The sequence below is a fragment of the Streptomyces albicerus genome, assembly GCF_008905045.1.
GTDB classification, from domain to species: Bacteria; Actinomycetota; Actinomycetes; order Streptomycetales; family Streptomycetaceae; genus Streptomyces; species Streptomyces albicerus.
The window spans coordinates 53,847-72,482 of record NZ_VWMY01000027.1 but is presented as its reverse complement, the minus strand read 5'-3'; the positions used below and the strand labels follow the sequence as shown (position 1 = coordinate 72,482).

Here is an 18,636-nt window from a genome sequence, read left to right as displayed (position 1 = left end):
CATGGCCGTCCTGACCGCTCCCCACCAAAAGCCCCCGGTCCCGACGCCGTCCCGTGGCGGTCGGGGCCGGGGCCCCCGGCGCACACCCCCGCTGGTACTCGCCTTCGTCCTGGTACCGCTGCTCGCCGAGGCCCTGTGGGTGTTCTGGCCCGCGGCGCAGGGCTTCTACCTCGCCCTCACCCAGTGGGACGGCGTGTCGACGCCGCAGTTCGTCGGCCTGGACAACTTCCGCGAGATGGCCGGCGACGAGGTCTTCCGCAGCGCGGCCGGCCACACCGTGCTGTGGCTCGTGCTCTTCGGCGGCCTGTCCGCACTCCTCGGCCTGGCCGCCGCGCTGCTGCTCCAGCAGGAGCGGCGCGGCGTCGGCTTCTACCGGGCCGCCCTGTTCCTGCCCGTCGTCTTCTCCCTGGTCGCCACCGCGCTCGTCTGGCAGGCGATCTACCAGCCCGACGGCGTCCTCAACCAACTCCTGGAATCGGTCGGCCTGGGCAGCCTGCGCCACGCCTGGCTAGCCGACCAGGACACCGCCCTGTACGCGGTGATCGTGCCCGCGCTGTGGCGGCAGATCGGCTACGTCATGGTCCTCTACCTCGCCGGCCTCAAGGGCATCGACCCGGCCCTGTACGAGGCGGCCAAGGTCGACGGCGCCGGAGCCTGGCAACGCTTCCGCCACGTCACCCTGCCCCAACTGCGCAGCGTCAACGCGGTCGTCCTGTCCGTCATCGTCATCGACTCACTCCGCTCCTTCGACGTCGTGTGGTCGCTGACCCGCGGCGGCCCCTACCACTCGTCCGAACTGCTGAGCACCTACATGTACTCAACTGCCTTCCAGTCCCTGCGCCTTGGCTACGGCTCCGCCCTGGCCGTCGTCATCTTCGTGCTGGCCTTCGGCGTCATCTGCTCCTACCTCGTCCGTGCGTTCCGGGAGGCCGACTGATGTCCGCCACGTCCACGGCACTGCGCCGCAAGCGGGCCGCGACCGCGGGATTCCACCTGGGCGCGGGCACGTTGGCCGTCCTGTGGCTGCTGCCCATCCTCCTGGTCCTGGTGACCAGCCTGCGCTCCTTCGACGACATCGCCGCACACGGTCTGGGCAGCTGGCCGCACTCCTTCACCCTTGACAACTTCGGCCAGGCCTGGAACGACGGAGGCCAGCAGCGCGCCCTGATCAACAGCCTGCTGGTCACCGTGCCCTGCGTCCTCGTGACACTCGCGCTGGCCGCCATGGCCGCCTTCGCTCTCAGCCGCTACGAACTGCCCTTCCGCCGTTCCCTGTTGCTGCTCATGCTCGGCGGCAACCTGCTCCCGCCGCAGATCCTGCTCATCCCGGTGTCCAAACTGAGCGAGCTGATGGGCATCTACGACACCCTGCCCGCACTCATCGGCGTACAGATCGGCTTCGGCGTCGGCTTCTACGTCTTCGTCCTGCACGGCTTCATGCGCGCGATCCCCGCGGAGATCCAGCAGGCGGCGGTCGTCGACGGCGCCGGACCGTGGCAGATCTTCTGGCGGATCATCCTGCCGCTGACCCGCCCCGCCCTGGCGGCCCTCAGCGCCCTGTCCTTCACGTGGATCTTCAACGACCTGCTGTGGGCGATCACCGTGCTGCGCAGCGACACCAAGATGCCGATCACCGCCGCCCTCATCGGACTTCAGGGCCAGTATGTGTCGATGTGGAACGTGATCGCCGCCGGATCCGTCATCGCCGCCGCTCCCACCGTGGCCGTCTTCCTGCGGTTCCAGCGGCACTTCGTGGCCGGCCTCAACCTGGGAGCGGTGAAGTGACGTCGTACCTGCGCTGGACCCTGCGCACCGAGCACACCAGCTACACCGTCCGCCTGTCCCCGGACGGCCCGTGGGCCGAACTCGACGCCTGGGGCCCGCTCGGCGTCGAACACGGCCCCTCCGCCCTCGACTGGTCCCGGCGCACGCACTTCATCACGCCCGCGGACGCGGCGCCCGCCGAGTATCTGCCGCACGGCCTGCGGCCGTTCACCGGATCCGAGCTCGTGGCAACCCGTCCGGGCCGGGAGCGGGGCGTGTGGTGGGACTTCGACGGCCCACAGGAGGAAGAGGGGAGCCTGCGGCTCTCCTTCACCGACGACCTCCTGGGACTGCGTACGGTCCTCTGCTACCAGGCGGTGCCGGGCACGGACGTGATTCTGCGCTGGACCGAGTTCACCTGTACCGGAAGCGAGGAACTGCGCCTGGAGCGCCTCGACTCGGCCGCCGTGAACATCCCCGTCACCGGCCCGGCCCGGCTGACGTACCTCGCCGGCCAGTGGTCGCAGGAGTTCCAGCGCACCCAACTCGACCTGCCCCGGGGCACCTTCACCATGGGCAGCCTCCAGGGTGCGCCCGGACACGCGTACGCGCCCTGGCTCGCCGTACAGGACGCAGAGGCGGAGGCGGCCTACGGTGTCGCCCTCGAGTGGCCGGGCAACTGGCACATCACCGCGGAGGCAGAGCCCGGCGGCTCCGTGCGCGTCCGCGCCGGGCGGGTCCCGCACGAGGGCGTGGTGTTCCTGACCCCCGGCGAAACCCTCACCACCCCCCGCCTCGCCTGCGCCTTCAGCCCGGACGGCCTCGACGGGCTCTCCCGCGTCTGGCACCGCTACGAACGCCACCTCGCCGGCGGACGGCTGCACCGCCCCCGCAAGGTGCTCTACAACTCCTGGGAGGCCACCGGCTTCGACGTCGACGCGGCCGGGCAGCTGGAACTGGCCAAGACGGCCGCCGACATCGGCGCCGAACTGTTCGTCGTGGACGACGGCTGGTTCACCGGCCGCGGCGACGAGACCGGGGGACTGGGCGACTGGTACCCGGACCCGGCGGCTTTCCCGCAGGGCTTCGACCGGTTCGTCGAGGACATCCGGGCGCTCGATCTGGACTTCGGCCTGTGGGTCGAACCCGAGGCCGTCAGCCCGGCCGGCCGCCTGTACGCCGAGCACCCCGAGTGGGTCTACCGCATCGACGGCCGCCCCGCCCGTCTGGTCCGCAACCAACTGCTCCTCGACCTGGGCCGCACGGACGTCCAGGACTTCGTGATCGGCACGCTCGACCGGCTGCTGCACGCCTACGACATCAGCTATCTGAAGTGGGACATGAACCGGCCGCCAACCGAGCGCGGCCGACCCGGCACCGAGCGCGCCGACCACCTCGACCTGGACGCCCAGCACGTCGGCGGATACCTGCGGATCCTGGACCATCTGCGCGCCGCGCACCCCGACGTCACCATCGAGGGCTGCGCGGGCGGCGGCGGCCGCATCGAGCACGCGACCCTCGCGCGCACCGACGTCGTATGGCCCAGCGACAACACCGCGCCGCTGGACCGATTGTCCATCCAGTACGGCTTCCTGCACGCCCACGCCCCGCACGTCATGAGCTCCTGGGTCACCGACGCTCCCGGAGTGTTCGACCCGCGCCCCCGCAGCCTCGCCTTCCGCTTCGTCAACGCCATGTGCGGCGTCCTCGGCATCGGTGCCGACCTGCGTGCCTGGACGTCCGAGCAGCGTGCCGAGGCCGCCTGGTGGATCGCCCGCTACAAGGAGATACGGGAGATCATCCACCAGGGGGACGTCCAGCTCCTCGGCACACCGAACGACCCCACCTTCGGCGTGCAGTACGACGACCCGGAGGCAGGGCGCACGGTCGTCGCGGCGCTCAGCACCGGACGTCTCGACGGGGCTCCGCTGGTGCCCGGCCGCCCCGACCGGCTGCGCCTGCGAGGCCTTGCCCCACAGGCGCGCTATCGCGACGCCGTATCGGGCGGCACATACAGCGGAGCCCATCTGCTCCACTACGGGCTGCCCTTCGCCTGGAGCGCCGACCACGACGCCGAACTGGTGGTGCTGATACGGCAGTGAAACCGGCCCGGCATATGTTTCCAGGACGGCCGACCAGCCGTGTCACGCCCGCAAAGGAGTCGAACCCCACGATGGAGCAGCCCGCACGACGGCACGGCGCCCGCTTCACCGGCCGCACGGCCGTGGTCACCGGAGCGGCCTCCGGCATCGGAGCCGCCACGACCGAACGCCTCGCCGAGGAAGGAGCCGCCGTCGTGCTCGCCGACATCGCCGAGGAACGAGGCCAGGCCGTCGCCGCGCAGATCACCGAGGCCGGCGGCCTCGCCCGGTTCGTGAGAGCCGACGTCGCCGCGGCGGACGACTGGACGCGCGTCGTGACCACCGCCCACGACTTCGGACCCGTCGACGTCCTCGTCAGCAACGCCTACACCGTCGATGTGACACCGGCCCACAAGATGTCCCTCTCCTCGTGGCAGCGGCAGCTCGCCGTCAACGTCACCGGCAGCTTCCTCGGCTTCCAGGCGGTCCTGCCCGACCTGCGGGAACGCCGGGGAGCGGTGGTGCTCACCTCGTCCGTCCACGCACACAAGGGCATCCCCGGCCATCCCGCCTACGCCGCCTCCAAGGGCGCTCTGCTGTCCCTGTGCGGCCAACTCGCCGTCGAGTACGGCCCGGAGGTGCGCGTCAACGCCGTCCTGCCGGGGCCGATCCTGACCGCCGCCTGGGACCGGGTCGCCCCCGAGGACCGGGAGCGCAGCATCGCCGAGACGGCGGTGCGCCGCTTCGGCACCCCCGAGGAAGTGGCCGCGGCCATCGCCTTCCTCAGCGCTGACGAAGCCTCCTACATCACCGGGACGAGTCTCGTCGTGGACGGCGGCTGGAGCGTCGTCAAGGCCTCCGCATGACCACGCTCACCTCTCAGCAGAAAGGCTCAACGACATGACGCCCTATGCCCGCCGCGGCGTGCACGGCCAGACCGTGGAAGTCCTCGCCCGCCGCATCCTGGGCGGTGAGATCCCCGAGGGGGCCACGCTGGACCTGGTGGCGCTGCAGAGCGAGCTGGACGTGAGCCTCACCGCCCTGCGCGAGTCGCTCAAGGTGCTCGCCGCCAAGGGGATGGTCGACGCCCGCCAGAAGCGCGGCACCTTCGTCCGCGCACGCGCCGACTGGAACCTGCTCGACGTCGACGTACTGCGCTGGCAGTTCGAGGGCGGCAGCACCACGGAGGCCGACCAGGCGCTGCTGCGCAACCTCGCCGAGGTGCGCGCCATCATCGAACCGGCCGCAGTGCGCCTGGCCGCCGAACGGCGCACCGACGCGGACCTGACCGCCCTGGACGGCGCCCTGGAGGCGATGGGGGAGGAGGACACCGACGCCGCCCACGCCGTCGAGGCCGACCTCGCCTTCCACCGCGCTCTGCTGGCCGCCACCCACAACGAGCTCCTCGAACGGATGGAGATGGTGATCGAGTCCGGCCTGGCCCACCGCGACCGCATCGTGCACAGCTCCCCGCACAGCGAGGACCCGGTCCCGGCGCACCGTGCCGTCCTGGACGCCGTACGGGACGGTGACCCGCGGGCCGCAGAGGCCGCGATGCATGCCCTGCTCGACCAGGCCGGCCGCGATCTGGACCGTGTCGGCGACTCCGATGACATGGAAGGCTCCCGCTCTCAGTGAAGATCACCCGCATCGAAACCTTCCTGATCCCGCCGCGCTGGCTGTTCTGCCGCATCGAGACCGACGAGGGCGTGGTCGGCTGGGGCGAACCGGTCGTCGAAGGGCGCGCCGAGGTCGTCCGTGCCGCCGTCGACGTCCTGGCCGAGTACCTCGTCGGCCAGGACCCGCTGCGCATCCAGGACCACTGGCAGGTGCTCACCAAGGGCGGCTTCTACCGCGGCGGTCCGGTCCTCTCCAGCGCGGTGGCCGGCCTCGACCAGGCCCTGTGGGACATCGCCGGGAAGACCTACGGCGCTCCCGTGCACGCCCTGCTGGGCGGCCCGGTGCGCGACCGCGTCCGGGTCTACGCCTGGGTGGGCGGAGACGAACCCGCCGAGCTGACCGAGCAGATAGCCGCCCAGGTCGAGGCGGGTTTCACGGCGGTGAAGATGAACGCGGCCGGAGCCACCTCGCCGGTCCCCACCGCCGCCGAGACCGCCGCGGTCGTCGGCCGCGTGGCCGCCGCCCGCGAGGCGCTCGGCCCGGACCGTGACGTCGCCGTCGACTTCCACGGCCGCTTCACCGCCGCCGGCGCCCGCCGGATCCTGGCCGAACTCGTCCCCCTGCACCCGCTGTTCGTCGAGGAGCCCGTCGTACCCGAGCACGGCCACCAGCTGGCCGGCCTCGTCGCCGCGAGCCCGATACCGCTCGCCACCGGTGAACGCCTCTACGGACGCGCCGAGTTCCTGCCCGTGCTCGCCGCGGGCATCGCGGTCGCCCAGCCCGATCTGTCCCACGCCGGCGGCGTCTCGGAGGTGCACCGCATTGCCTCGCTCGCCGAGACCTACGGCGCCCAGCTCGCCCCGCACTGTCCGCTCGGCCCGATCGCGCTGGCGGCCAGCCTGCAGGTCGCGTTCGCCACCCCGAACTTCCTGATCCAGGAGCAGAGCCGCGGCATCCACTACAACAAGGACGCCGACCTGCTGTCCTACCTGGTCGACCCCGAACCGTTCCGATTCGTCGACGGCCATGCCTCCCGCGGCGACGCCCCCGGCCTCGGCATCACCGTCGACGAGGCCGCCGTACGCGCCGCCGACCGCACCGGGCACGCCTGGCGCAACCCCGTGTGGCGGCACCCCGACGGCTCCTTCGCGGAGTGGTGAGCGTGCCGCTGGACATCGTCACCGACCTTGCCCATGGGGGCCGTTGGACCTCGCTGCGCACGGCCGGCCGGGAATGGCTGTGGCGGCGCGAGGCACCCGAGCGGGCGAGCGTGTCACCGGGCGAGCCCTTCGTGGACGCGGGCGGACTGGAGGAGTGCGTCCCCACCGTCCGTGGTACCCCCGACCACGGCGACGTCTGGTCACGGCCCTGGAGACGAGACGCGGACCGGGACGTCATCGACGGTGACCGCTTCACCCTGACCCGTGCCATCCGCACCACCACCGGCGGAGCCGAGGCCGACTACGTACTGACGGCCGACGAGGGCTTCCGCTTCGTGTGGGCCGCCCACGCCCTGCTCGACCTCTCCGACCGCGCCACCCTGCACACCCGCGACGGAGCGAGCACCCGCCTCTTCCCCGAGGCAGCGCCGCTGTTGGACCGGGCGTGGCCGAAGGGCGCCGCCTGGGTGGAAGGAAGCTGGCCCGCCCCCTGCGGACTGCGCCTGGACCGGCTCGGTCCCGACGACGGCACCGCGGTCGGAGCCGTCGTGGACGCTTCCGGCTGCTGCGTCCACGATCACACGGACCGTCTGTCGCTGGCACTCGAAGCCGACGGACAGCCGATGTCCATCGCCCTGTGGCGCAACCTAGGCGGCTTCCCCGACGTGCATCCCTACCGCAGCACGGGCGTCGAGCCGATGCTCGGCCGCGTCTTCGACCTCGCCGAGGCAGGCCCCGGTGACGCCGCCCAGGTACCCGCCTGCGGCGAGGTGCGATGGCGGCTGACGCTGACCGCGAACTGCCGCTGTGCCTGAACCGATGTGTGTGACGACCTGTGTGACAAGGAGTTCGCCATGGATTCCGAGCGGCCCTGGCCGACCGCGCCGACATCGCCTGCCTGCTGCGTGGCGGGGATATGCGGCGCGCGCGGGCACCCAGACCTGGAGCGGGCTGGTTGGGTCGGCGCATTCGTGTTCGGGGCGGGCGGTACGGGGCGGCACGGACGAGGAGCGGACATCTGGGAGACGGCCCCCGGGTGGCTTGATTCGTGAGAGGTTTCTATAAATCTCAGAGGTGCTTGAACACTCGAGGCTTCGCCTCCGTATGGGATGAGGCATTGCTATGCCGGGCCGGCAACGAAGCGTAGGAGTACTCCCTTGAGACGCAACACGCGCAGACGCCCAACAGGTGCTCGCCGCGCGACCATTGGAGCGGTCGCACTGATGTTGGGTGGGGGTGGGCTGGTAGCGGCGAACGTTTACGCCACCGCTTCCGAAAGCGACTCGACCCGGCAGTCGGGTCAGAACCAGGCTGGCCAAGTCCTGGCTTCCGGAGCCGCCACGATCGACTGCCCGGACGTCGGCAGTCAGCTGACGGCGGTGCCCGACCAGGCAAAGACGGAGGTCGACGGCGAACTCGCGCTCCTGGACAAGCAGATCGCCGAGGCCTATCAGCGCCTGCAGAACTCGGCGCAGGCCATCGAGCAGGACGGCGGCTTCGCCGACAGCGCGATCATGAATCCGCTGAAGGACAAGCGGGCTGCCACGATCGAGCGGATCTCGATCGCCATCGACCGTGTCGGGGACCGTCCGCAGGGGCTGGAGGACTTCGCGGCCTGCACGCTGCGCGCCTCCGGCAACCAGCCCGGCCAGGGGGACGGGCAGAACGGTGACCAGGGCGGCGACGGCCAGGACGAGGCCGGCGACAACCATGACGGCCAGGACCAAGGTGGTGGCCAGGACGACGGCCAGAACCAGGGGAATGACCAGGAACAGGGCAACCAGCAGGGCGGCAACGGCGGCCAGGCCGGCAACGGCCCCGCGGCGGCGGACTTCGCGGACATCACCAAAGTCCAGCCCAACGTGCAGAACCCGAACCCGCAGGGCGACGCCTCCCGCGGCACCTTCACCACCAGCTGCGGTGTGAACGAGGGCGGCCTGTTCAACTCCGACAACGTGATCGTGGCCCCCGGTGTCACCAACGGCGCCCACCACTTCCACGACTACGTCGGCAACCAGTCCAACGACGCCTTCGCGAGCGACGAGGACCTGGCCAACGCGGACACGTCCTGCGAGAGCAAGGACGACAAGTCCTCGTACTTCTGGCCCGTACTGCGCCTGCAGAACGGCACCCAGGAAAAGGACGCGGCCTCTCCCGGCGGCGGCATCGAGGGCAACGCCGGTGAGATCGTCACGCCCAAGCAGGTCACGATGACCTTCGTGGGCAACCCGCGCAGCGAGGTCACGGAGATGCCGAGGCTGCTGCGCATCATCACCGGCGACGCCAAGGCCTTCGTCAACGGCACCGCCAACGCCAACGCCTCGTGGAGCTGCACCGGGTTCGAGAACAAGGTGCAGCTGAAGGACAAGTACCCGCTCTGCCCCAAGGGCAGTGACGTGGTCCGCACCTTCAAGTTCCAGAGCTGCTGGGACGGCCGGAACATCGACAGCGCCAACCACCGCACCCACGTGGCGTTCGCCGACGCCGGCGGCAACTGCGCGGGCGGCTTCAAGGCCATTCCGCAGCTGGTGCAGCGCATCGTCTACGACGTCGACGCGCCCAGCCTGCAGGACGGCGGCCGCACGACCCCGTTGTTCGCCGTCGACTCCTTCCCCGAGCAGCTGCACAAGCCGGTGACCGACCACGGCGACTTCATCAACGTCTTCGACGAAGAGCTGATGCGGGAGATGGTGGACTGCATCAACGGCGGCCGACAGTGCGACGCCGCCTCGGGCGCCGGATCGGGCGGGGGCTCGGACGACGGCTCAGGCGCCGGTGAGGAGCCGGGGAACACCCCGTCGCCGACTCCTGACGCTCCTGACACTCCGTCCGGGACGCCTGATGCTCCGTCCGGCGGGAACGGACAGGACGAAGACCCCGCGGACAACGGTGGCGGGGACACGCCGCAGCCCTCGACCAGCAGTGCGCAGGCGCCCAAGCCGGCGGACGGCTCGGACAGCGACAGCGACGGCGGCAACGCGGAACCGAAGGCCGACACATCCCCCTCGGCTGTCCACAGCGATCCCGTCACATCGGGGGACAGCTCGGACAGCGACGGCGGCGGTGCCGTCCCCGGCCCTGAACCGACGCCGACCATCGGTGGGAACGACCAGTCGGTCGCAGGGGACAGTGAACCGCAGGCGGTCTCGGGCGGGCTCGCCGACACCGGGACGCAACTGTGGCCGGCCGCGGCCGGGGCACTGCTCCTGATCACCGGAGGCTTGCTGCTCCGCCGTATCAGGCACAGGCAGGGCTGACACCTTCCAGGTGACACATGATGGGTGATCGGACCTGCATAGACAGGTCCGATCACCCATCATCCGCTTCCTGAACCGCTTTCAGGACCGGCGGCGGCCGGCACCACGAACTCGAGGCCCGGGCACCGCAAAAGGGCTACCGGGCGGTGGGCAGATGCCGGGCGAAGGTGTGGACGACCCGGGCGGACAGTTCGTCGCCCAGCGGCAGTTGCAGGTCCGCTCCGCACACGCGGACCCGCAGGAGCGGGCCGTCCGCGCGCACCTGCTCGATCCTCGCGCGTGGAATGCAGTGGGTGTCCAGGCCGTGGCGGCCACCGGTCGGCTCGGTGTGCACGGGGTCGGCGAGGAAGACGAGTTCGCGGGGCGTGAGTACGACGGCGGCGTACGCGGGCTCCGACCAGCGGGGCACGGGCAGCCGCCCGGCGACTGCGGCGACCGGATCGCCGTCGTCCAGGCATACCGCATCCGAGACGAGCAGGCGGCGCCATTTGTACGGCAGCCCGGCGTTCGGCACGGGAGCATCCGGCAGATCCAGCTCGGTGTGGGCGACCCGGCGACGCAGGGATCGCAGCAAGGGGTGCAGTTCGTGCTCGGCGACGGCGTTGTAATGGATGGTCAGCCGCGCGTCGGTGGCGAGGATCGTCAGGCGGGCGTGGAGCAGGATGTGCGTGGTCTCGATCGCGGCCACCTGCTGCGGGCGCAGGACCACCCGCACTCCGGGGAGGGCGGGAGCGCCGACCCACAACGCCACGCCGCCTGGCCCGAAACCGAGCACGCCGGCGGGCGTCAGAATCTGCAGGCGGCTGCCGCCGAGACGGCCGGGCCGAGCCTGGGCGGGCACGACGAGCAGGTCCTCGACATCCCTGATCCCGGCGGCCTGGCGAAGTGCCCCGAGCGCGCCGTCGGGCACGTCCGCGGCGCGGACAGTACGGGAACCCACGGATCCCGGTGCGTACCTGGGCACGCACGGTGCGCTCGTCGACCTCCTGCTCCCACGGCTCGAGCAGGTCGGGCATCGGACGCGCGGCGGGCCGCCGCCGTAGCGAGCGCCGGCGCGCGGCGAGACCGGCCAGGCCTGCCATCCGCAACCCAGGGCCTCTGACCACCCCACCTCCTGGGTGAGTTCCCGTCCGAGGACGCGTCGAGCAGGGCGAAGCAATCGAAGTCGACGCCTTCCGCCATCGCGTCGACGGCCTCGACTTCGACTTCGACTTCGCACAGTACCTTCAGGTCGCCGAGCACACCGAGGTTCGCACGCGAAGATCCGCGCGCTCGGCGAACCGTCCATGCCCCATGCGCGTGGGTTGAATGGTGTGGCGATCAGGTCGGGGGCCAGGCCGCCACGACCGGACGCAGGCTCTTCGCGCCGAAGCGAGCCGGGTGGCCGGTCATGGTCACGTCCCTGAGGACTTGCGGAACTGCTCGATCATCGCTGCGTAGCTGTTGCCGCCGTGCCCATCGGCCACGGCTCGGTCGGTCAGGGCCTTGACGAACCTCGGAAGTTCGGCGTTGACACCGAGGAACTCGCTCTCCTGGATGACGTGCTCCATCGCGGCCAGGTGGGTGTCGATGGTGGCGTCAAGGGCCGGGTACGTGCCGTCGTCGACCTGCTGGGCGTAGTCGGACAGCCAGTCGGTCACGGTCTCGATACCCTTCTTCGCAAGCGGGGCGAATGCCGCGGCGTCCACTCCCGCCGCGCCGAGCAAGGCGGCACTCTGCAGGAAGCCGTTCAGAATGCCCCACATCAGGCCCAGCACAGCGACGTCGTACAGCGACGACAGGCCGTGGTCGCCGCCGAGGTATGTCGTTCCCGCGCCGAGGCTCCTCAGGGCCGACTCGTGCAGGTCGAAGGCCGACCGTGGCCCGCTGTAGAGGATGACGGCGTCCGCCGTGCCGATAGCCGGAGGGATGGCTATGATCGCGCCGTCGAGGTAGGTGCTGCCCTGCCGCGCCGCCCAGTCGGCGGTCTCACGGGCCTGCGCCGAGGTGCCCGAGGTCAGGTTCACCAGGACCCGACCGTCAAGGACCTCGCCCAGCGGGTGGAGGAGCTCGTGCACGGCGTCGTAGTCCGAGACGCAGACGATCACGAGCGGGCCGGCCGCGACGGCGTCGCCGACCGAGTCGGCGAGCTTCGCGCCTTGGGAGACCAGTCGTTCGGCCTTCGCCGCCGTGCGGTTCCACACGGTCGTGGGATACCCGTCGCGCAGGAACGCTCCGGCCAGCGCCTCGCCCATCAGGCCCAGGCCGATGACCGTCACGGGAGTGTGGCCGGCATCGCGATTCTGCATCATGTGCTCCCTCGGGGTGGGTTGGTGATCGTGGCAGAATCGTCAACGTTCATACCGGTATGAAGGTCAAGGGGGACTGAGCGTGCTGATCGGGGAGTTGAGCCGACGGACCGGAGTCCGTGCGCATCAGCTGCGCTATTACGAGGCCCAGGGCTTGCTCGAACCGAGCCGCGGTACCAGCGGCTATCGCGAGTACGCCGACGACGCCGTCCTGACCGTGACTCAGATCAGGAAGCTGCTGGATGCCGGACTGTCGACCCAGGAAATCGGGTTCCTGCAGCCCTGCGTCACCGGCGCGGCTCCTGACCTCGAGCCCTGCCCCGAGCTCCTGACCACCCTGCGAGCACGCCTGCACGGGCTGGACGAACAGATCGACACGCTCGCCCGCTCCCGCCAGGTCCTGCATGACTTCATCGATGCCACCGAACGGCGTCTGCCGCGGCACTATCAGGGATGCGGCTCCACCACGCTGGAGTCGACACCGGCGTGATCGCCCTCCGAGACGTCCGCGGGCAGCGGCGTCGAAGCCCGAATGAGCCCCTCGCCTCATGAGAAGCCCCGGCTGGACGGGGGAGACCAGCCGGGGCCGTGAGCGGTGGCCGGCGGAGGGCGGTCGCCTCTCGGCGAAAGGCTCCATGGGGCTTCAGCCGAACGATCGTCCCCATGGGCTATAGGTGAGGCCCGGGGACACTGTCCCCTCCGCAGCCACGTACAGAAGAACGCGGAACCGCCCCCCGCGTGTTCCGCGGCCGCCTCCGGACAGTGTGTGAACTGTGGCACGCTCCTGGTGGGCAGGCCCGACCGGGCCCCGTCACGGTGTTGGGCACGGCGGATCAGCCGCTCTGCACGTGGGTCAGCAGTTCCCGGACGTGTCGTGTGGCGGGGTGGTCGGGCCCGAGGTGGAGTTCGCTGTCGGCCAGTGTGCGTACCAGCAACGCCACGCTCTGTTCCCGGTTGCCCGCCTGGTGGTGGGCGTGGGCGAGATTGCCGTGGGAGAGCAGGGTGTCGGGGTGGTCGGGGCCCAGGGCGCGCTGACGGTCGGTCAGGGTCTGTTCGTGGAGGGGGATGGCGCGAGCCGGGTTCCCGGTCTGCTCGTGGGCTTGGGCGAGATTGTCCCGGCACCGCAGGGTGAGCAAGTGGTCGCGGCCGAGGACGCGCTCGCGGCCGGCCAGGGCGTACTCGTAGAGCGGGATGGCGCGGGCCGGGTCGCCGGACGCCTCGTAAGCGCCCGCGAGGTTGTTGTACGCGGTGAGGGCGGCGGGGTGGTCGGGGCCGAGGACGCGTTCGCTGACGGCCAGGTTCTGTTGGAACAGCGCCATGGCTCGGTCGGGGTGTCCCGCCTGCTGGAGTGCGCCCCCGAGGTTGTTGCGGGAGGCGAGCGTGTCGGGATGGTCGGGCCCGAGGCCGCGTTCCCGGTCGGTCACTTCTCCTTCGAACGACGACACCGGGTCACTATCGGGTTGGGCCTCCTGCGCAGACCGGTCCCCTGACACCCGGAACGACGGCACCCCGTCCACCGGGCGGTCCTCCGCGGCCTGTTGCAGTGCCTTCCGGAGCTCACCCATCGGCTCAGTACATCCCGCGCATGGCCTTGCGGACACGGTATCCGCCCCCCTCGCCTGCCGCCTGGTCTCAGGGTACGCGCGCCGTCCGTGAGGGCGGTATCCCGGAACAGGCGGGCATCCGCCCGGCAGCCGATGGCGGGCATGACCTGCTGCGCACGAGCGTTCGGTCCGGCACTTGGGAGGCTCAGGGGTCCGGGTCCGGGCTTGTGGGGGCGGCCGCATCGGCGGTGCTCACGGCAGCCCCGTACGCCTGCCGGCTCGGTGTCACGCGGAGCGGGCAGGCCGCTCAGGACAGGGGTGCCGTGGACCCCCTGATCACCACCCGGCAGGGCAGGGTCTCGACTCCCGAGCGCCGTGCCCCGGCGATCGCGGTGAACAGGGCGTGCGCGGCCGCGCGGCCGACCTGTTCGAGGTTCATGTCGACGCTGGTCAGCGGTGGCCGGGAGGCGGAGGTGAGGACCTGCCAGTTGTCGAAGCCCATGACCGCCACATCCTCCGGCACCCGGTGGCCGCGCTCGCGCAGTACGTCCATGACGCCGCGGGCGATCTGATCGCTGCCGCACAGCACGGCGTCCACGTCCGGGTGCTGGTCGAGCAGCATCGCGGTGGCCGCCCGCCCCCAGCCCTCCGACCACACGCCGAAGCGCGGTTCGCCGACCAGGGCGAGGCCGGCGTCGGCGAGCGCGGCCCGGGCCCCTACGGCCCGCTCCTGCGCCGCGAGATAGCCGGGGTCGCCGGTGATGTGCGCGATCCGGCTGCGGCCGCAGGCGAGCAGATGGTCGACCGCGATCCGCCCCGCGCCCACGCTGTCGGGGACGATGGACAGATCCGCCGGATCTTCCGACGGCGCGTACGCGTAGACGACGGGAACGGGCAGTTCACGGCCCAGGGACGGGCGTGGGTCGGTCCGGCTGCCCACCACGATGAGACCGTCGACCCGGCGGCCGAGCAGCGCGCGGACGTGGTGCTGCTCGCGGATCGCGTCGCCACGGGCGTCGCAGAGGAACACCGCGACCTCGCCCGCGCCGAAGGCGTCCTCGGCGCCCATGAGGATCGGGATGCTGAACCGGCCCTCCAGATCGCTGGTGAGCAGACCGACGGTGCCCGTCCGCCCGGCCAGCAGGCCGCGGGCCAGTTGGTTGGGTCGGAACGACAGCCGCTCGGCCGCTTCGATCACCCGTTGTCGGGTCTCCGCGCGTACCTGGCTGCGGCCGTTGAGGGCCTTGGAGGCGGTGGCGATGGACACGCCTGCCAGCCGGGCGACGTCGCTGAGCGTGGCGGGCTGCGAACGAGAGGGGCCGGTGGCCTGTGCCATGGGTGTTTCTCCTGTCTCGTGTCGCCTGCCGACGCCCCGAGGGTGCACGCCGCGCGGAAAACAGTACGCGAGTCCTTTCGGTCCCGGTGCCTGATCGGGTTTCGATGATTCGGATCCATCCGTTCAAGCAAAGGGGATTGACGGGTCGTAAGCCGAGTCCTAGCTTCACGGAAAACCTTTTCGGTTCGTTTCTGTCGCAGAGTTCGTCGCAGAGTTCAGCGCCACCACATCCATCGTCCCGACCGGCCGGCCCGCGCACGGCCCGTCGCCACACAAGGGGGAGCGACCATGGGGAGCACGGCCGGACCGCGTGGACACGTACGACGCCTCGTCACCGGTGCCATCGCGCTGCTCGCCGCCACGAGCCTGATCACGGCATGCGGCTCCGGGGACGAGGGTTCGGGCGGCGGAGGGGGTGCGGCAGCGGACGTCACGGGCGTCGACGACGGCGCCACGCTGACGATGTGGACGCGAGCGGCGACCCGGCCGCAGAGCGAGGCCCTGGTCAAGGCATACAACGCGAGCCACAAGAACAAGATCGAGCTCACCGTCATACCCACGGACGACTACCAGGCCAAGGTCGGTGCCGCCGCGGGCTCCCGGGACCTTCCCGATCTGTTCGCCTCCGACGTGGTGTTCGTCCCCAACTACACCTCCAGCGGGCTCTTCGCCGACATCACCGAACGCATCGACGCCCTGCTCTTCGCCGACAAGCTGGCCCAGTCGCACATCAAGGCCGGGACGTACGAGGGCAAGAAGTACGTCGTGCCGCACACCCTCGACCTGTCGGTGCTCTTCTACAACAAGGAGCTCTACCGGCAGGCGAAGCTCGACCCCGAGAAGCCGCCCACCAGTCTGAGTGAGTGGGACCGGCAGGCACGGGCCGTGGACGCGCTCGGCGGAGGCGTCAGCGGCACCTTCTTCGGCGGCAACTGCGGTGGCTGTGGCGTCTTCACCTGGTGGCCGTCCATCTGGGCCGCGGGCGAAGAGGTGCTGAACGAGGAGGGCACCGAGGCAACGCTCTCCTCCGACACCGCGAAGAAGGTCTACGAGACCTACCGCGGGTGGGTGGAGGACGACATCGTGGCACCCGGCGCGCGCGACGAGACGGGCACGACCTGGACCGGGGTCTTCCCCAAGGGGAAGGTCGGTGTCATGCCGATGCCGTCGACCACGCTGGGGCTGATGCCCAAGGACCTCGACCTCGGCGTCGCGCCCATCCCCGGACCCGACGGCGGCAAGTCCACCTTCGTCGGCGGTGACGCCATCGGCATCTCCGCCACCAGCAAGTCGGCCGACCAGGCCTGGAACTTCCTCGCCTGGTCCCTGGGCGACAAGGCGCAGGTCGACGTGGTCGCCGCGAACAAGGACGTGGTGGCGCGCACCGACCTCGCGTCCAACAAGCACTCCGACGCGGACCCGCGGCTGGTGACGATCAACGAACTCGTCGCCGACGGCCACACCCCGTACGCGCTGAAGTTCGGCCAGACCTTCAACGACCCCAACGGGCCCTGGCTGACCCTGATGCGCAACGCCGTCTTCGACGACGGGGCGTCCGTCGAGAAGGACAACGAGGCGGTCACCGCCTCGCTGGCCGACTGAGCGACAGTTCGGCGTTCAAGGCCCCGTCGACCCTCCCCTCACCGGTCCCGGCCTCGCTTCACCGCCCGGTCCGGTACCCGCACGTCCCCGCCCGCGGCAGCACCAGCCCCTCCCACGTCACAACACCAGCCCCTCCCACGTCACAAGGCAGAGGAGAGAAATGCAGGTGAAGGCAGCCGACCGCACGGCGGCCGAACCCGATACCCGGCCGGAACGCCGGGTCCGCCCACCCCGCGCATCCGCGCCCCGATGGCGGTCCCGCAAGGTCAAAGGCCTTGCCTACGCGGCTCCCACGGCCGTGTTCGTCACGGTCTTCTTCCTGCTCCCGCTGCTGCTCGTCGGGCAGATGTCGCTCAGCGACTGGCCATTGCTCGCCGGGGACCGGGGCGTCAACGCCCCCGAGAACTACACCGACACCACCGACAGCACCCTGTTCTGGCCAGCGGTCCGTTTCACCCTCCTCTACACCGTGATCGTCACGGTCGTCCTCCTCGGCCTTGCGCTCGTGCTAGCCCTGCTGGTGCAGGAGTTCCGCCCCGGCGCGGGCTTCTTCCGTGCGGTCTACTTCCTGCCCAGCGCGCTGGGGCTGGCCTCCGCGTCCCTGCTGTTCTGGGGCCTGTACAGCCCCACCACCGGACCGCTCAGCCGCATCCTCGAAAAGCTCGGCCTCGTCGACGACCCCGTGTCCTTCCTCGGCTCGCCGACCTCCGCCCTGCTGTCGACGGTCTTCCTCATCGTCTGGAAGTTCGCCGGCTTCTACATGCTGATCCTGCTCGTGGGCCTGCAGCGGATCCCCCAGGAGGTGTACGAGGCGGCACGGATGGACGGCGCGAGCCGGGGTCAGATCTTCCGTTCCATCACACTGCCGCTGCTGCGCCCCTCCATCGCCCTGACTCTGCTGCTGTGTGTGACCGGATCCCTGCTCGCCTTCGACCAGTTCTTCATCCTCACCAAGGGCGGACCGGACAACAGCACGGTCACCGTCGTCCAGTTGATCTACCGCGAAGCGTTCCAGCGGCTGAACCTCGGCACCGCGGCGGCCCTGTCGATCATCGTGCTGGCCGTGCTGCTCCTGCTCAACGTCCTGCAGTTCCGCGGTCTGCGCCGCGTCGACGAGTCATGACCCGCACGTCATGAGAAGGGACACCACGGTGCTCACCCGAGCCCTCGGCCGGACGCCCTACTACGTTGTCGCCGGAGGTCTGGCCGTCATCTTCCTGTTCCCGCTGCTGTGGAACGCCTGGGCTTCCGTCAGCGGACAGCCGGGCACCGCGCAGGAATCCGGCTACGGCCTCGGCAACTACCGCACGCTGCTCGACTACGACGCGGGCCTGTGGCGGTACCTCCTCAACAGCACCCTCGTCTCGGCGCTGACCGTCGCCCTGACCCTCGGGGTGTCGCTGCTGGGCGGCTACGCCTTCGCCCGCTTCGAATTCCCCGGCAAGAACCTGCTGTTCCTGCTGACGCTGGCCATCCTCATGGTCCCGTACGCCACGCTCCTCATCCCGCTCTACGTGCTGCTCGGCAGGCTCCATCTGCAGAACTCTCTGATCGGGCTGAGCCTGGTGCTGGCCATGTTCCAACTGCCGTTCGCCACCTTCATGATGCGGATCTCCTTCGAGGCCGTGCCGCGCGAGCTGGAGGAGTCGGCGCTCGTCGACGGCTGCGGTACGGCGGGCGCGCTGCGCCGGGTCCTCCTCCCGGCGGTGCGACCGGGACTGATCACCGTGGGGCTCTTCGCGTTCCTCGCGGCCTGGAACGACTTCATCGCACCGCTGATCCTCATCTCCGACAGCGAGAAGGCGCCGCTGCCGCTGGCCGTCGCGAACCTGCGGCAGCAGAGCATGGGCGCCGTCGACTACGGCGCCACCGAGGCAGGCGTGGTGGTCCTCGCCGTGCCCTGTCTCCTTCTCTTCCTGCTGCTGCAACGCCACTACATACGGGGCTTCATGTCCGGCGCGCTCAAGGGCTGAAGCACCGCAGA

The 18,636-nt window shown here is 70.5% G+C and carries 16 protein-coding genes; 12 read left to right on the top strand and 4 right to left on the bottom strand.

Annotated features, from left to right (window positions below; genetic code table 11):
• Position 1 precedes the first annotated feature (1 nt).
• The 8 genes from GAS53_RS24890 to GAS53_RS24855 all read left to right on the top strand — a co-directional run bounded on the left by GAS53_RS24890 (position 2) and on the right by GAS53_RS24855 (position 9,882).
• On the top strand, positions 2-937 hold the full coding sequence (locus tag GAS53_RS24890; protein ID WP_151479930.1) for a carbohydrate ABC transporter permease: 936 nt from the start codon (positions 2-4) through the stop codon (positions 935-937).
• Positions 937-1,785 (top strand): carbohydrate ABC transporter permease, encoded by an 849-nt coding sequence (locus GAS53_RS24885; protein ID WP_151479929.1) that lies wholly within the window; start codon positions 937-939, stop codon positions 1,783-1,785. The genes GAS53_RS24890 and GAS53_RS24885 overlap by 1 nt, the downstream gene beginning before the upstream one ends.
• A complete protein-coding gene (locus tag GAS53_RS24880; RefSeq protein WP_151479928.1) occupies positions 1,782-3,866 on the top strand; it encodes an alpha-galactosidase in 2,085 nt (694 codons plus the stop codon). The genes GAS53_RS24885 and GAS53_RS24880 overlap by 4 nt, the downstream gene beginning before the upstream one ends.
• A 71-nt stretch (positions 3,867-3,937) precedes the next feature.
• A complete protein-coding gene (locus GAS53_RS24875) occupies positions 3,938-4,711 on the top strand; it encodes an SDR family NAD(P)-dependent oxidoreductase (protein ID WP_151479927.1) in 774 nt (257 codons plus the stop codon).
• A gap of 34 nt (positions 4,712-4,745) precedes the next feature.
• Positions 4,746-5,483 carry a FadR/GntR family transcriptional regulator gene (locus GAS53_RS24870; protein ID WP_151479926.1) on the top strand — a complete coding sequence of 246 codons (738 nt, stop codon included), beginning with the start codon at positions 4,746-4,748 and terminating at the stop codon, positions 5,481-5,483.
• Complete coding sequence (dgoD, locus tag GAS53_RS24865; protein WP_151479925.1) at positions 5,480-6,625, top strand: galactonate dehydratase; 1,146 nt, start codon at positions 5,480-5,482, stop codon at positions 6,623-6,625. The genes GAS53_RS24870 and dgoD overlap by 4 nt, the downstream gene beginning before the upstream one ends.
• Positions 6,622-7,440 carry a hypothetical protein gene (locus tag GAS53_RS24860; protein ID WP_151479924.1) on the top strand — a complete coding sequence of 273 codons (819 nt, stop codon included), beginning with the start codon at positions 6,622-6,624 and terminating at the stop codon, positions 7,438-7,440. The genes dgoD and GAS53_RS24860 overlap by 4 nt, the downstream gene beginning before the upstream one ends.
• Positions 7,441-7,848: 408 nt before the next feature.
• Positions 7,849-9,882, top strand: coding sequence for a DUF1996 domain-containing protein (locus GAS53_RS24855; RefSeq protein ID WP_151479923.1), 2,034 nt, complete (start codon positions 7,849-7,851; stop codon positions 9,880-9,882).
• Between the two features lie 136 nt (positions 9,883-10,018).
• Here GAS53_RS24855 and GAS53_RS24850 read toward each other — a convergent pair whose 3' ends face one another.
• Both GAS53_RS24850 and GAS53_RS24845 read right to left on the bottom strand, forming a co-directional pair.
• The gene (locus tag GAS53_RS24850; RefSeq protein ID WP_151479922.1) at positions 10,019-10,822 is read right to left on the bottom strand and encodes a hypothetical protein; all 804 of its coding nucleotides are present in this window, start codon (positions 10,820-10,822) and stop codon (positions 10,019-10,021) included.
• 454 nt (positions 10,823-11,276) lie between these two features.
• Positions 11,277-12,170 carry an NAD(P)-dependent oxidoreductase gene (locus GAS53_RS24845; RefSeq protein WP_151479989.1) on the bottom strand — a complete coding sequence of 298 codons (894 nt, stop codon included), beginning with the start codon at positions 12,168-12,170 and terminating at the stop codon, positions 11,277-11,279.
• Positions 12,171-12,252: 82 nt separating this feature from the next.
• Here GAS53_RS24845 and GAS53_RS24840 point away from each other — a divergent pair, with 82 nt between their 5' ends.
• Complete coding sequence (locus GAS53_RS24840) at positions 12,253-12,660, top strand: MerR family transcriptional regulator (RefSeq protein WP_151479921.1); 408 nt, start codon at positions 12,253-12,255, stop codon at positions 12,658-12,660.
• Positions 12,661-13,003: 343 nt separating this feature from the next.
• Here the strand turns inward: GAS53_RS24840 and GAS53_RS24835 are convergent, their stop codons facing one another.
• The gene (locus tag GAS53_RS24835) at positions 13,004-13,735 is read right to left on the bottom strand and encodes a tetratricopeptide repeat protein (protein WP_151479920.1); all 732 of its coding nucleotides are present in this window, start codon (positions 13,733-13,735) and stop codon (positions 13,004-13,006) included.
• Positions 13,736-14,021: 286 nt separating this feature from the next.
• A complete protein-coding gene (locus tag GAS53_RS24830) occupies positions 14,022-15,050 on the bottom strand; it encodes a LacI family DNA-binding transcriptional regulator (RefSeq protein ID WP_151479919.1) in 1,029 nt (342 codons plus the stop codon).
• Between the two features lie 288 nt (positions 15,051-15,338).
• On the opposite strand from GAS53_RS24830, the gene GAS53_RS24825 reads away from it, so the two are divergent.
• The 3 genes from GAS53_RS24825 (at position 15,339) to GAS53_RS24815 (ending at position 18,625) form a co-directional block, all read left to right on the top strand.
• Positions 15,339-16,652 carry an ABC transporter substrate-binding protein gene (locus tag GAS53_RS24825; RefSeq protein WP_151479918.1) on the top strand — a complete coding sequence of 438 codons (1,314 nt, stop codon included), beginning with the start codon at positions 15,339-15,341 and terminating at the stop codon, positions 16,650-16,652.
• 160 nt (positions 16,653-16,812) lie between these two features.
• Complete coding sequence (locus tag GAS53_RS24820; RefSeq protein ID WP_151479917.1) at positions 16,813-17,775, top strand: carbohydrate ABC transporter permease; 963 nt, start codon at positions 16,813-16,815, stop codon at positions 17,773-17,775.
• A gap of 28 nt (positions 17,776-17,803) precedes the next feature.
• Positions 17,804-18,625: a carbohydrate ABC transporter permease gene (locus GAS53_RS24815; protein ID WP_151479988.1), complete on the top strand. Its 822-nt coding sequence runs from the start codon at positions 17,804-17,806 to the stop codon at positions 18,623-18,625.
• The last annotated feature ends 11 nt before the right edge of the window (positions 18,626-18,636 follow it).

Bases quoted from the DNA above. Each gene is read 5' to 3' on its own strand.
- GAS53_RS24845 (WP_151479989.1), bottom strand. From the start codon at position 12,170: ATGCAGAATCGCGATGCCGGCCACACTCCCGTGACGGTCATCGGCCTG.
- GAS53_RS24820 (WP_151479917.1), top strand. From the start codon at position 16,813: ATGCAGGTGAAGGCAGCCGACCGCACGGCGGCCGAACCCGATACCCGG.
- GAS53_RS24875 (WP_151479927.1), top strand. From the start codon at position 3,938: ATGGAGCAGCCCGCACGACGGCACGGCGCCCGCTTCACCGGCCGCACG.
- GAS53_RS24825 (WP_151479918.1), top strand. From the start codon at position 15,339: ATGGGGAGCACGGCCGGACCGCGTGGACACGTACGACGCCTCGTCACC.
- GAS53_RS24830 (WP_151479919.1), bottom strand. From the start codon at position 15,050: ATGGCACAGGCCACCGGCCCCTCTCGTTCGCAGCCCGCCACGCTCAGC.
- GAS53_RS24835 (WP_151479920.1), bottom strand. From the start codon at position 13,735: ATGGGTGAGCTCCGGAAGGCACTGCAACAGGCCGCGGAGGACCGCCCG.
- GAS53_RS24855 (WP_151479923.1), top strand. From the start codon at position 7,849: ATGTTGGGTGGGGGTGGGCTGGTAGCGGCGAACGTTTACGCCACCGCT.
- GAS53_RS24870 (WP_151479926.1), top strand. From the start codon at position 4,746: ATGACGCCCTATGCCCGCCGCGGCGTGCACGGCCAGACCGTGGAAGTC.
- GAS53_RS24885 (WP_151479929.1), top strand. From the start codon at position 937: ATGTCCGCCACGTCCACGGCACTGCGCCGCAAGCGGGCCGCGACCGCG.
- GAS53_RS24890 (WP_151479930.1), top strand. From the start codon at position 2: ATGGCCGTCCTGACCGCTCCCCACCAAAAGCCCCCGGTCCCGACGCCG.